The organism is Pseudomonas purpurea (genome assembly GCF_039908635.1).
Classification (GTDB): domain Bacteria; phylum Pseudomonadota; class Gammaproteobacteria; order Pseudomonadales; family Pseudomonadaceae; genus Aquipseudomonas; species Aquipseudomonas purpurea.
In genome coordinates this window covers 2,766,575-2,780,358 of sequence record NZ_CP150918.1, presented here as the reverse complement: position 1 = coordinate 2,780,358, position 13,784 = coordinate 2,766,575, and the positions used below count along the sequence as shown (strand labels likewise).

Below are 13,784 nucleotides of genomic sequence, written 5' to 3'. Positions count from 1 at the left end.
TGCAAAACCGGCTATATGAAAGAAAGTTGAAATTTCTGCTAAATGGGTGTGACCCACCCCCCTGTTGCGGGCATCAGTACAAGTAACCAGCCGAACGGTAAGCCCAACCGACGGCACATCACTTGATTGGGCACACAGAGAGAAGACCCCATGAACGCCCCGCTCCGTATCAACGAAGCTCTTTTGATTGCCAACCACGCATTCCAGCCGTTTCAATGCGTGGCCTGGGCCCCACAGGACGGTACCGGCGAACTGAGCCTGACCGTCATCGACCGCACCAGCACCCGCATCGGTCGCAAACAAATTCCAAGCAGCGCCTACACCGACCCGACACAACTGGCGAACGTACTGCAACAAGCCCGCGCCGAGTTGTGCGAAGAAGGCTACGAGTTGCAATCGTGGACCATGCCGCTGTAGTAAAAAAGGGCGGATCACTGACGGTGATCCGCCCTTTTTCGATTCAACTGCCTCGCCTCATTCCTGCGCGCCTTAGTGTAACTTTGATCACCGCCCCGCTCTTGCTTAGTTGCCTGAATCCGCGCAGCGTTGTTTGCGTCTGGGCAGCAGCCGTGCTCATGCCCTCACTACATTTTGTTTAGCGAACTTACTACTGGGTCGAAAAGACACTGATCAGGCCCAAAACACCCCTTCACCTGTAATTTATGACAGTTGTGCAACACCTTGTTCAGGGATTGAATGACTCCCTCGTGTAATTGCCCCCGGAACCTTGGAGTCGGTCGGCACACAAGGAGTTGCGTGCATGTCCATCCACACCGTTTTCGCGGCGGCAACCCCCCTCGGCATGGCGGGGCAACTCGATCAGGGCTTCGCCTGCGGCGGCAAGGCCCACGTGGTTTTCCCCGACAGCCTTTCGTGCATGGCCAACAGTATTGCCGTCGACCCGAAGGGGCGCTTACTGGTCGGCGCCAAGGTCACCCTCCCTGCCGGCAACCGTTTTGGAATGGCACGCCTCAACGCGGACGGTTCTGCCGATGTGACCTTCGGCCATCAGGGCAGTGTCGTCGGCCAGTTCGAAACAGATTGCGAAGCCACGGGCGGCACGGTTCACCTGCTGAGTGACGGGCGGATTCTGTTGGCCGGCCTGCATTATGAAAGCGCCCATCGAACGCTGCCGGCACTGGCACTGTTCGACAAAAATGGGCAGCCAGACCTTCGATTCGGCACACAGGGAGTGCAAGTCGTACGCCTGCCGGGCGATTTGTCTGTCGGGCGCCGTGATGACTGGCTACCGCCGGGGATTCCCGGCGCCGAAGCCTGTCCGATCCAGGTGCAACTCGACGGCCGGATTCTGATATTGGCCAATCACCACTACGAACTGGCCGATCACGTGGGCGTCCTGATAAGGCTAGAACCCCATGGCGCGCTCGACACTTCGTTCAATGGCCGTGGTTTCCTCATGGTCCGGCGTCTATTGATGAACACCTGGCTGGGCAGTCTGCTATTGCAAAGAAATGGGCGAATCGTGGTCGGCGGCTCAATCGACCTGCCTCAGAAAGGTTTGCTGGTGCGCTTCGAAGCGGACGGAAGCCTGGATAACAGCTTTGCCGATCATGGCTATTTCAGTTTCAAGGCCGAGGGACGCAGCGCCCAGGTCAGCCAGGTGATCGAGCACCTCGACGGTCACCTGCACGGCTTTGGCAGCAGCCGTGATCCGATGCAGTGCATGTCATTGACCCTGCGCGGCGACGGGCTCGGTGCGCGCGCGCAACTGGATGAAATCGGCAGCAGCCACTGCCAGTGGACCGCCGCCCAGCGTCTGGACGATGGTCGCGTGCTGACCGCTGGCGCCACCATCGGTGGGATCGAGGCTGATTTCATACTGGCGCGACACTGGCCGGATGGACGCCTGGATCTCAGCTTCGGCGGGGGCAATGGCTGGGTTCGAACCCGACTGGGCCGCAGCCTCGATACCGCGACTTCGCTGGCCGTGCAAGCCGACGGCGCGATTGTCGTGGCTGGCTATTCTCTGGATGGCAACTACCGTGCGGTAGTCGCGCGTTATCTGGGTTAGCTCCAGATGCAAGATCAGACTCCAAGCCAAAGCTCAAGTGCTTGATCTTCTGGTTCTGTTACGGCAAGTTGCGCGCTTCTTAAAACAAGGAGCAGCCGATGTCCGGTTCCATGGCCCAGGCGTTCGTACACAATTTCCTCGGGCATTCGCCGCGCTGGTACAAAGCAAGCATTGTTGCCTTCCTCGTTCTCAACCCGCTGACCCTCTGGACCCTCGGGCCGGTAGCCGCCGGATGGCTGCTGGTGGCGCAGTTCATCTTCACCCTGGCCATGGCGCTCAAGTGCTACCCGTTGATGCCCGGCGGCTTGTTGGTGGTTCAAGCCCTGCTGCTGAACATGACCACGCCCCAGGCGCTCTATGACGAGCTGTTGCACAACTTTGCGGTGATCCTGCTGCTGATGTTCATGGTGGCCGGCATCTATTTCATGAAAGACCTGCTGCTGTTTCTGTTCTCGCGCCTGTTGCTGGGCGTTCGCTCCAAAGCGTTGCTGGCGCTGATGTTCTGTTTCCTCTCGGCGTTCCTGTCGGCGTTTCTCGATGCCTTGACCGTGACCGCCGTGATCATCAGCGCTGCCGTGGGGTTTTACTCGGTGTATCACCGGGTTGCCTCGGGCACGGACCCACGCCAGGACAGCGAGTTCAGCGATGACCAGCACCTGCCCACCCTGCACCACGGTGACCTGGAGCAATTTCGCGCCTTTCTGCGCAGCCTGCTGATGCACGGCGCTGTTGGTACGGCACTGGGCGGCGTGTGCACCCTGGTCGGCGAACCGCAAAACCTGTTGATCGGCCATGAGATGGGCTGGCACTTCGCCGAATTCTTCCTGAAAGTCGCCCCGGTTTCGCTGCCCGTGCTGGTAGCGGGGCCCTGGTGACCTGCGTGCTGTTGGAGAAACTGCGCTGGTTCGGCTACGGTACCCTGCTGCCCGACAACGTGCGCGCCGTACTGGCCAATTACGCGGCCGAAGACAACGCCGAACGCACCACGCGCCAACGCGCAGCGTTGCTGGTGCAAGGGTTGGCGGCATTGATCCTGATCGCAGGGTTGGCGTTTCACATTGCCGAAGTCGGGTTGATCGGCCTGATGGTGATTGTGCTGATCACCGCTTTCACCGGCATCACGGAAGAACACCGCATCGGCAACGCCTTCAAGGATGCAATGCCGTTCACTGCGCTGCTGGTGGTGTTTTTTGCGGTGGTGGCGGTGATTCATGATCAGCAGCTGTTCACCCCACTGATCCAATGGGTGCTGGCGCTGCCGGCCGATCAGCAGCCGGGCATGCTGTTTATCGCCAATGGCCTGCTATCCGCCATCAGCGACAACGTGTTCGTGGCGACCATTTACATCACCGAAGTGAAACAGGCGTTCATTTCCGGCCACATGAGCCGCGAGCATTTCGAGACGCTGGCGATTGCCATCAACACCGGGACCAACCTGCCCAGCGTGGCGACACCGAACGGTCAGGCGGCGTTTCTGTTTTTGCTGACCTCGGCCATCGCGCCACTGATTCGCTTGTCCTACGGGCGGATGGTCTGGATGGCGCTGCCTTACACCGTGGTCATGGGGACGCTGGGCTGGTACGCCGTGAGCTTCTGGCTCTAAACGAAGCGGCGCAGAGCGGTCGCCGTGTGTCGCGGTTATGGGTAAGATACCGGCCTTTGGCGCAGCCACTTCTGCGCCTCCGCCGAATAAGTCGATCCCATGCCTTTCGAACTCAGCGTAGACCTCACCACATTGGCCATTCTGGCCGTTGTCGCCTTCATTGCCGGTTTCATCGATGCCATTGCCGGCGGTGGCGGCTTGCTCACCACCCCGGCCTTGCTCACGGCAGGGCTACCGCCTCACCTGGTGCTGGGCACCAACAAGCTCAGCTCCACCTTCGGCTCGGCCACCGCCAGTTTCACCTTCTACCGCCGCAAGCTGTTTCACCCACGGCAGTGGGTGCATGCGATTGTCGGCACGCTGGTCGGTGCGCTGACCGGTGCCATCGTCGCCCACTACCTGCCCGCCGAATGGCTGAACAAAATGTTGCCGGTGATCGTCTTCGCCTGCGGCCTGTACCTGTTGTTTGGCGGCACGCCGAAAGCACCGCTGGACAGCGACGCACCGATCAAAAAGAAATGGCAGTCGACCCAGGGCTTCAGCCTCGGTTTCTACGACGGCGTGGCAGGTCCCGGCACTGGCGCGTTCTGGACCGTCAGTAGCCTGCTGCTCTATCCCATCGATCTGGTGAAAGCCAGCGGTGTGGCGCGCAGCATGAACTTCGTCAGCAACATCGCGGCGCTGTCGGTGTTCATCTTTTCCGGGCAAGTGGACTGGATCATTGGCCTGAGCATGGGCCTGTCGGTGATGGTCGGCGCATTCTTCGGCGCACGCACCGCCATCAGCGGCGGGGCGAAATTCATTCGCCCGGTGTTCATTACCGTGGTGTTGGGCTTGACCGTGCGCCTAGCCTGGCAGCACTGGTTCAGCGTGGCCTAAGCGCCGCGCCACGTAGACGTCGATCAGGTAACGGGCAATCGAGCGCGACGCCGGCAACGGCGGCAGCGCATGAATGCTGAACCACTGGGCGTCTTCGATCTCGTCGGCTTGCGGGACAATCTCACCACTGGCGTACTCGGCATGAAAACCGAGCATCATCGAATGCGGGAACGGCCAGCACTGGCTGCCCAGGTACTGAATGTTCTTCACCTCGACCTGCACTTCTTCGTGCACCTCGCGAATCAGGCAATCCTCGGCCGACTCCCCCGGCTCGGCGAAACCGGCCAGCGTGCTGTAGACCCCGGTGACAAAGCGCGGTGAGCGCGCCAGCAGGATTTCATCGCCACGGGTAATCAGCACGATCATGCTCGGTGAAATCCGCGGATAGCTGCGCAAGTCACAGGGCGCGCAGTACATCGCCCGTTCACGCGGCACTTGCGTCATACGCTGGCCACAGTTGCCGCAAAACCGATGCTCCCGCGCCCAGGTGCCGATTTGCGCGGCGTAACTCAGTACCTTGTAGAGGGTGTGATCGCCCTCGAGCATGAACGCCCGCAGCCCCTTCCAACTGCAGCCCGGCACATCGCTGTGAGCCTTGAGCTCCAGCAGATACACCGGCTCGCCGTCCAGGTGACCAATGCCATGCTCGGCGAGTACCGACAGGTCCTGGCGTTTCAGCCATTGGCGTGGAAACAGCGCGCCATTGTCATCGAACAGAAAACCTTCGGGGCTGCGGGCCACCGCCCAGCCACCCGGTTGATCGGTATCCAGTACTGCGGTGGTCCAGCGTGAAGTCATGTGGGCTCAATCCAGGAATTCGGGTTTCTGCTTGCTCATCGACGCGGCCATGGCCACCCGCAGATCGGTGGATTGAAGCATAGCGGCGTTCCAGGTGGCGATGTATTCCAGGCCATCGTTGATGCTGTGATCGCGCATGTAGGTGATCATTTCCTTGGTCCCGGCAATCGCAATCGGAGACTTGGCGGCAATTTCACGGGCGATGCCCATCACGCCGTCGAGCAGGCTGGCCACGTCCGGGTAGACGCGGTTGACCAGGCCAATGCTACGCGCTTCTTCGGCGCCCAGGGTACGCCCGGTGTAGGCCAGCTCGCGGAGCATGCCGTCGCCGATGATGCGCGGCAAGCGCTGCAAGGTGCCCACATCAGCGGCCATGCCCATGTCGATTTCCTTGATCGAGAACTGCGCGTCTTCGGCGGCATAGCGCATGTCGCACGCAGAAATCAGATCGATGGCCCCGCCCAGGCAATAGCCCTGAATCGCCGCCAATACCGGTTTGCGGCAGTTGTCGACCGCGTTGAAAGACGCCTGCATCTGCAAAATCTTGCGACGCAGCAGGCGCGCATTGCGGCCCACGTCCTTGCCCATTTCATTGGCCACCGAGGCCAGCAACATCAGGTCGATGCCGGAAGAAAAATGCTTGCCCGCCCCGCTGATCACGACCGCACGGACTTCATCGGTGTCGTCGATCCATTGGAAGATATCGACGATTTCGGTCCAGAACACCGCGTTCATGGCGTTGATTTTTTCCGGACGATTGATCTGCACATGGGCGATCTTATCCGTCAGTTCGACGCGCAAGGCTTGGTATTCGGGCATGGCAGTGATCCTTACTGGAGCGAAAAATGAAGCCCGAACTATAACAAGTCAGCGCAAGCGGCTGTAAGGCAGTGCATCGGCCAAAAGCAGGACTGTGCAGGCCATCGGCGCGTATTGATGATCACCCCGGAGTTGAACAGAACCCACGCGGGCGTGAGTTCCATAGATCAAACAGGCGCCGGCAACCACAACTTGAAACGCGCCCCGCCCAGCGGCGACGCTTCAACCGTCAGTGTGCCGCCCTGGGCCACCAGCGCCCGGCGGCTGATGGCCAGGCCCAGGCCAAACCCGCCCGTGGCGCGGTCACGGCTGCGGTCCAGGCGATAGAAGGGTTCGAAAATTCGCTCACGCTCGTCGTCGGGAATACCGATACCGTCGTCATCAACCCAGATTTCACAGCCCCTGGCACAGACCTGCACGCCAATCTGAATGCGTTTTTCGCAGTAGCGCATAGCGTTGCGCAGCAGGTTCTGGATCGCCCGTGCGGTAAGGCGCGGGTCAAGCGTGAAGCGTTCGAGCTGGCCGTGCAGCAGGACATCGATGACGATGTCCGGCGACTCCAGTTCTTCATCGACGCTGCCCAGAATGCTGTCGATGAACTCGTCCAGCGACACGTCGACCTGTTCCGGCAAACGCGCCGGGTTTTGCAAACGGCTGTAAGACAGCAACTCCAGCACCAACTCGTCCAGTTCACGGATGTGCGCCACCAGGCCCTGCAACCGTTCACGGCTGGCGGCCGGCAAATCATCGGACAGCGCCAGCGCAAGGCCGAAATCCAGACGCGTCAACGGTGTGCGCAGTTCATGAGAGACCGCGTTGAGCAAGTCGCGCTGCTGGTTCAACAGGTTCTCGATGTCACCGGCCATGGTGTCGAACACATGGGCCAGGCTGCCGATGTTCGAGCTCGGGCGGATCTGTGTGCGTTCGCTCAAATGCCCTTTACCAAAGCGTTCGGCGGTCGCTTTCAGGCGCTCCAGGTCACGCCAGTGCGGGCGCAGCCAGATCAACAGGCAGGCCAGCAGCGCCGCACCGATCAACACATTGATGCTCCAGTAGAGCAGGTTCACGTCCAGCGGGTCCGGCGGAACGGCCAACTTGACCGCCAACTGTTCATTCAGCGGCGCCACCGTCAACGTGCGCCAGCCCCAATCGCCGAGGCGCACCACGTTTTCACCGCGCTGCAAGCGTTCGGTTTCATAGGGCGTGAAATCCGCATCGTCGATACGCACCAGTGCCACCTGCAACGGGCGGAAATCGTGGTCCATCTGGGTGGCCAGCGCCGACCACTCCTCAGTCGGCACAGAGTGGAACTGTTTGACGATCAGGCTCTGCAAGCCACGAGAGTGATCCAGGTTGTAATTCTGGAAACGCTCGTGGAAGACCTTGATCACCAGGTCCGGCACCAGATAGATCGCCGCGCTGAACGTGACGATCGTAATCAGGTACAGACGAATCAGAATGCGCAGCATGGTCTCAGCATTCCCACTCGGAACGGCTGAACAGATATCCCTTGCCCCACACGGTCTTGATCTTGCGCGCTTCGCCGGCGTGGTCGTCGAACTTGCGTCGCAACTTGGAAATCGCCACGTCCACCGAGCGGTCGGTGCCGTTGAACTCAATGCCGCGCAAGCGTTGCAGGATCTGGTCGCGGCTCAGTACTTCGCCAGCGTGCCGGGCCAGCACCACCAGCAAGTTGTATTCACCGCTGGAGAGTTCGACCAATTGCTCGCGCCAGCTCACGGTGCGCTCCGAAAGGTCGATACACAGGTTGCCCATGAGAATCCGGTCGCTGGCCGCCTGCGGTTCGTTCAAACTGCTGCGCCGCAGCAAGGTTCGCACCCGCGCCAGCAATACACGCGGCTCGCAAGGTTTGGTGACGTAGTCGTCGGCGCCCATTTCCAGGCCCAGCACCTGATCGTGGCTGTCGTCGCGGGCGGTGAGCATGAGGATCGGCAGGGTCGCCGAGTCGGCACGCAGCAAACGGCAGACTTGCAAGCCATCCAGGCCCGGCAGCATCAGGTCGAGGATCACCAGGTCCGGCGGGTTGACCCGCGCACGTTCACGCACATGGTCGCCACGGCTGATCACGCTGACCTGGTAACCGTTGCGCTCCAGGTAGCTGGCGATCAGTTCGGAGAGGGCGCTGTCGTCTTCGACCAGCAGGATGTTGGGCATGGGTGTTTCCAGAAATTACAGTGGCGCTTGATGAATCGCCATCGCGAACAGGCCCGCTCCCACAGTTGATCGGAGGTGTTCACATAATCTGTGCTCACATGAAATCCCTGTGGGAGCGAGCCTGCTCGCGATAGCGATCTAATCAGTCGCATTAGAAATCAAGGCGCAAAGGATATACGGCCTCAAGCGTTCACGAGCAAAACCTTCACACAATTTCACACAGCACCTACAAAGCTTCACCGCTACCCTCGTCGCCTGCCCGTAGCATGCCAGGGTCATTATTGGGGTATCCACATGTCAAAGAACCTGTTTGCGAAGCTTGGCCTGATTGCATTGGCATTGACGCTGAGCGCGTGTGACAAGTCCTCAACCGCCGAAGAACAAGCGCCACTGGCCACCGTGCGCATCGAAACCATCGAAGCCCGGCCACTGTCGATCACCAGCGAACTGAGCGGACGCATCGCCGCGCCGCGGATTGCCGAAGTCCGTGCACGGGTCGCTGGCGTGGTGTTGCAACGCACCTTTCGCGAAGGCAGCGACGTCAAACAGGGCGACGTCCTGTTTCGCATCGATCCGGCACCGTTCAAGGCCGACCTGGACAGCGCACAAGCGGCGCTGCGCAAAGCCTGGGCCAATGCCTTCCAGGCGCGCTTGCAAGAGCAGCGTTATGCCCAGTTGATCGAAGGCAACGCCATCAGCGCCCAGGATTACGACAACGCCCGCGCCGCGGCCCGGCAGACGGCCGCAGACGTGGCGGCCAATCAGGCCGCCGTGCAACGGGCGAAGCTGAACCTGGGTTACGCCACCGTCACCGCGCCGATTTCCGGACGGGTCGGCCGTGCGCTGGTCACCGAAGGCGCGCTGGTCGGCCAGAACGAAAGCACGCCGCTGGCGCTGATCCAGCAGTTGAACCCGATCCATGCCGACCTCACCCAGTCGACCCGCGAGCTCAACGACCTGCGCCGCGCCTTCCGCTCCGGGCAATTGCAGCAGGTCGGCCAGGACCAGGCCAAAGCCACCTTGATTCAAGATGACGGCAGCCTGTATCCATTGCCCGGCAAGTTGCTGTTTGCCGACATCAGCGTCGACCCGGGCACCGGCCAGATCATTCTGCGCAGTGAGTTCCCCAACCCGGACCTCGACCTGCTGCCGGGCAGCTTCATTCGCGTGCGCCTGGAACAAGCGGTGAATCAGCAAGGTATCAGCGTGCCGCAACGGGCGATCCAGCGTGACAGCGCCGGCATCGCCCAAGTGCTGCTGCTGGACGCCGATGCCCGCGTCAGCCTGCAACCGGTGCAACTGGCGTCGGTGCAAAAGGATCGCTGGATCGTCACCGGTGGCCTCAAGCCCGGTGACCGCATTGTCGTCGAAGGTCTGCAACACGCCCGCCCCGGCGAAAAAGTGCAGATCGACGACACCCCTCTTCCCCTCGCCCAGGTTTCAGGCCAGTAGCCAGGAAGCAGACTTTATGCCGCACTTCTTTATCGACCGCCCCGTATTCGCCTGGGTGGTCGCGCTGTTCATCCTGCTGGCAGGTGGCTTAGCCATTCCGCAACTGCCCGTGGCGCAGTACCCCAACGTCGCACCGCCCAAAGTCGAAATCTACGCGACGTACCCTGGCGCTTCGGCGCAAACCATCGACGAAAGTGTGGTCAGCCTGATCGAGGAAGAACTCAACGGCGCCGACCACCTGCTGTACTTCGAATCCCAGAGCAGCCTCGGCAACGCCGCAATCACCGCGACGTTCCAACCTGGTACTGACCCGGAAATGGCGCAGGTTGATGTGCAGAACCGCCTCAAGGTTGTCGAGTCGCGCCTGCCGCAAGCGGTAACTCAGCAAGGGTTACAGGTCGAGAAAGTGTCGGCCGGATTCCTGCTGCTGATCACCCTGACCTCCAGTGACGGCAAGCTCGACGACGTAGCGCTCAGCGATTACCTGGCGCGCAACGTGATGAACGAAATCAAGCGCCTGGACGGTGTCGGCAAGGCCCAGTTGTACGGTGCCGAGCGCGCCATGCGGATCTGGATCGACCCGCAGAAGCTGATCGGTTTCAACCTGACCCCGGCCGATGTGAATGCCGCGATTGTTGCGCAGAACGCCCAGGTCTCGGCCGGCAGCATCGGCGACCTGCCGGCGCGCACCACTCAGGAAATCACCGCGACGGTGTTGGTCAAAGGCCAACTGTCGACGCCGCAAGAATTCGCCGACATCGTGCTGCGCGCCAACCCGGACGGCTCCACCGTGCGCGTCGGTGATGTGGCGCGGGTCGAAATCGGCAGCCAGGAATACCAGTTCTCCACCCGCCTCAACGGCAAGCCGTCGACCGCCGTCAGCGTGCAGTTGTCGCCCGGCGCCAACGCCCTGAGCACGGCGACCCTGGTGCGCGAGAAGATGGACGAACTGGCGCGCTACTTCCCGGCCGGCGTGGAGTACAAGATCCCGTACGACACCTCGCCGTTCGTCAAGGTCTCGATCACCAAAGTGGTCTACACCCTGGGCGAGGCGATGTTGCTGGTGTTTGCGGTGATGTTCCTGTTCCTGCAAAACATCCGCTACACGCTGATCCCGACCCTGGTGGTGCCAGTCGCGTTGATGGGCACCTTCGCGACCATGCTGGCGCTGGGCTTCTCGATCAACGTGCTGACGATGTTCGGCATGGTCCTGGCCATCGGCATTCTGGTGGATGACGCCATCGTGGTGGTGGAGAACGTCGAACGGATCATGACCGAGGAAGGCCTGTCGCCCAAAGAGGCTACCCGCAAGGCCATGGGCCAGATCACCGGGGCGATTATCGGTATCACCCTGGTGCTGGTGGCGGTGTTTATCCCGATGGCGTTCATGCAGGGTTCCGTGGGGGTGATTTACCAACAGTTCTCGCTGTCGATGGCCACCTCGATCCTGTTCTCGGCGTTCCTCGCCCTGACCTTGACCCCGGCCCTGTGCGCCACGCTGCTCAAACCCATCGCCAAGGGCGAGCACCACGCCAAGGGTGGCTTCTTCGGCTGGTTCAACCGGCGTTTCGAACAGTTGACCGAGCGCTATCAAGGCTGGGTGGTCTATGCGCTGAAACGCAGCGGTCGTTACCTGCTGATCTACGGCCTGCTGCTGATCGCGCTGGGCCTGTGTTTCAGTCGCCTGCCCTCCTCGTTCTTGCCGGTCGAAGACCAGGGCTACACCATCACCGACATTCAGTTGCCACCCGGTGCCAGCAAGAACCGCACGGTGCAGGTGGTGGAACAGATTGAAGCGCACAACGCCGGCGAACCGGGCGTGGGCGACAGTACGGTGATCCTGGGTTTCAGTTTCTCCGGCAGTGGCCAGAACGCCGCGCTGGCGTTCACCACGCTCAAGGACTGGTCTGAGCGGGGTCATGAAGATTCGGCCGCTTCGATCGCCGACCGGGCCAACATCGCCCTCAGCCAGATCAAGGACGCGGTGGCCTATTCCGTGTTGCCGCCGCCCGTGGATGGCCTCGGTACGTCCAGCGGTTTCGAGTTCCGCCTGCAAGACCGTGGCGGTCTCGGGCATGCCGCGCTGATGGAAGCCCGCACCCAGTTGCTGGCGGCGGCAGAGAAAAGTCCGGTCCTGATGAATGTGCGCGAAAGCGCTCTGGCTGAAGCACCGCAAGTGCAACTGGAGATCGACCGCAAGCAGGCCAACGCCTTGGGGGTGTCCTTTGCCGACATCGGCAACGTACTGTCCACGGCGGTCGGCTCGGCCTACATCAACGACTTCCCCAACCAGGGACGGATGCAACGGGTGGTGGTGCAGGCCCGAAGGCGATCAACGCAGCCAGGTTGCCGATTTGCTGAAGATCCACGTACGCAACAACGCCGGAAAAATGGTGCCGCTGTCGGCATTCGTCCAGGCCCGATGGACCCAGGGCCCGGCGCAGTTGACGCGGTACAACGGCTACCCGGCTATCAGCATTTCCGGTGAGCCGACTGCCGGCCACAGCACCGGTGAAGCCATGGCCGAAATCGAGCGACTGGTCGCGCAACTGCCGCAGGGCCTGGGTCAGGAATGGACCGGGTTGTCGTTGCAGGAACGTCTGTCCGGCAGCCAGGCCCCGATTCTGCTGGGGTTGTCGTTGCTGATCGTGTTCCTGTGCCTGGCGGCGCTGTACGAGAGCTGGTCGATCCCGACCTCGGTGCTGCTGGTAGTGCCGCTCGGGGTGCTGGGTGCGGTGTTGGCCGTGACCTTGCGCGGGATGCCCAACGACGTGTTCTTCAAGGTCGGGCTGATCACTATCATTGGCCTGTCGGCGAAAAACGCGATCCTGATCATCGAGTTCGCCAAGAGCCTGTATGACGAAGGCCATGACCTGATCGACGCCACGGTGCAAGCGGCTCGCTTGCGTCTGCGGCCGATTGTCATGACCTCGCTGGCGTTCATCCTCGGCGTCGTGCCACTGGCCATTGCCACGGGTGCGAGTTCGGCGAGCCAGCAAGCCATCGGCACGGGTGTGATCGGCGGCATGATCACGGCGACGTTGGCCGTGGTGTTTGTACCGGTGTTTTTTGTGGTGGTGATGAAGCTGGTCCGCAAGCGTCATAAAAGCATCTAACAAGCAACACCTTTTACCTGTGGGCGAGCCTGCTCGCGATGAGGCCGTAACATCCAGCATTTATGTTGGCTTTTACACCGCTATCGCGAGCAAGCTCGCTCCCACACTTTTTTGTGTCGCTGTCGCCTCGGTGGTCACAACGGACGGCGCTGAGCTAAGGTGTTTGCACAGCCCCGACGTATCGAGCCTCCATGCCCCACCTCCTGCGCACCCACCCTCGCCTGACCGCCGCCACCCTGCTAGGGGTGGCAGTCGGCATCCTGGCGCCAGCCGATACATTCATCAGCAAAATGCTGATCGGTTGGAACGCCGGGGTCTGGAGCTACCTGGCGCTGATGATCTGGCTGACCGTCCGGTCAAAAGCCAACGACGTCAAACGCATCGCCGAGATCGAGGATGAAAACGCCGGTCTGGTGCTGTTCATCGTCTGCATCGCGGCCATCGCCAGCCTCGCCACCATTACCTTCGAACTGGCTGGCAGCAAAGAACTGGAGACCAGCCGCCGGCTGCTGCACTACGGCTTTACCGGGTTGACGGTCATCGGTTCCTGGCTGTTGATCGGGGTCATCTTCAGCGTGCATTACGCCCGGCTGTTCTACACCTGGAACGGCAAGGAACCCGCACTGCGGTTTGCCGAAGGGCAACTGAACCCCAATTACTGGGACTTCCTGTATTTCTCCTTCACCATCGGTGTGGCAGTGCAAACGTCCGATGTCGGGGTCGCGACCCGTGGCTTGCGCAAAGTTGTTCTCGCGCAGTCATTGATCGGGTTTCTATTCAACACCGCCATACTCGGCTTCTCGATTAATATTGCTGCGGGGTTGTTCACCTGATGAAAAAACGGGGACAGTAATAATGATTCCAACTAACGATTATAGGCTTTTTAAATAACACCCCACACACAAGCCCC

General features: G+C 61.0%; 9 protein-coding genes and 2 pseudogenes. 7 read left to right on the top strand and 4 right to left on the bottom strand.

The annotated features are described in order from the left end of the window. Positions 1-150 precede the first annotated feature (150 nt). From AABM54_RS12475 to AABM54_RS12460, 4 genes and pseudogenes are all read left to right on the top strand, one after another. On the top strand, positions 151-417 hold the full coding sequence (locus AABM54_RS12475) for a hypothetical protein (RefSeq protein ID WP_347905938.1): 267 nt from the start codon (positions 151-153) through the stop codon (positions 415-417). Positions 418-760: 343 nt separating this feature from the next. Beyond that, entirely contained in the window at positions 761-2,032 is a 1,272-nt protein-coding gene (locus AABM54_RS12470) for a hypothetical protein (RefSeq protein WP_347905936.1), read from the top strand. A gap of 98 nt (positions 2,033-2,130) precedes the next feature. Further along, a pseudogene (gene nhaB / locus AABM54_RS12465) lies at positions 2,131-3,635 on the top strand (sodium/proton antiporter NhaB). Between the two features lie 99 nt (positions 3,636-3,734). Further along, the gene (locus tag AABM54_RS12460; RefSeq protein WP_347905934.1) at positions 3,735-4,514 is read left to right on the top strand and encodes a TSUP family transporter; all 780 of its coding nucleotides are present in this window, start codon (positions 3,735-3,737) and stop codon (positions 4,512-4,514) included. Here AABM54_RS12460 and nudC read toward each other — a convergent pair. From nudC to AABM54_RS12440, 4 genes are all read right to left on the bottom strand, one after another. Further along, entirely contained in the window at positions 4,482-5,312 is an 831-nt protein-coding gene (gene nudC, locus AABM54_RS12455) for an NAD(+) diphosphatase (RefSeq protein WP_347905933.1), read from the bottom strand. The genes AABM54_RS12460 and nudC overlap by 33 nt on opposite strands. A gap of 6 nt (positions 5,313-5,318) precedes the next feature. Continuing rightward, positions 5,319-6,131: a crotonase/enoyl-CoA hydratase family protein gene (locus tag AABM54_RS12450; RefSeq protein ID WP_347905932.1), complete on the bottom strand. Its 813-nt coding sequence runs from the start codon at positions 6,129-6,131 to the stop codon at positions 5,319-5,321. Between the two features lie 167 nt (positions 6,132-6,298). Next, a complete protein-coding gene (locus AABM54_RS12445; protein WP_347905931.1) occupies positions 6,299-7,600 on the bottom strand; it encodes an ATP-binding protein in 1,302 nt (433 codons plus the stop codon). 4 nt (positions 7,601-7,604) lie between these two features. Continuing rightward, a complete protein-coding gene (locus AABM54_RS12440; RefSeq protein WP_347905929.1) occupies positions 7,605-8,306 on the bottom strand; it encodes a response regulator transcription factor in 702 nt (233 codons plus the stop codon). Positions 8,307-8,600: 294 nt separating this feature from the next. Between AABM54_RS12440 and AABM54_RS12435 the strand changes: the two genes are divergently transcribed. From AABM54_RS12435 to AABM54_RS12425, 3 genes and pseudogenes are all read left to right on the top strand, one after another. Next, positions 8,601-9,758, top strand: coding sequence for an efflux RND transporter periplasmic adaptor subunit (locus tag AABM54_RS12435; protein WP_347905928.1), 1,158 nt, complete (start codon positions 8,601-8,603; stop codon positions 9,756-9,758). Positions 9,759-9,774: 16 nt separating this feature from the next. Next, positions 9,775-12,874, top strand: a pseudogene (locus tag AABM54_RS12430) (multidrug efflux RND transporter permease subunit). A 191-nt stretch (positions 12,875-13,065) separates the two neighbouring features. Next, a complete protein-coding gene (locus AABM54_RS12425) occupies positions 13,066-13,707 on the top strand; it encodes a DUF1345 domain-containing protein (protein WP_347905926.1) in 642 nt (213 codons plus the stop codon). The last annotated feature ends 77 nt before the right edge of the window (positions 13,708-13,784 follow it).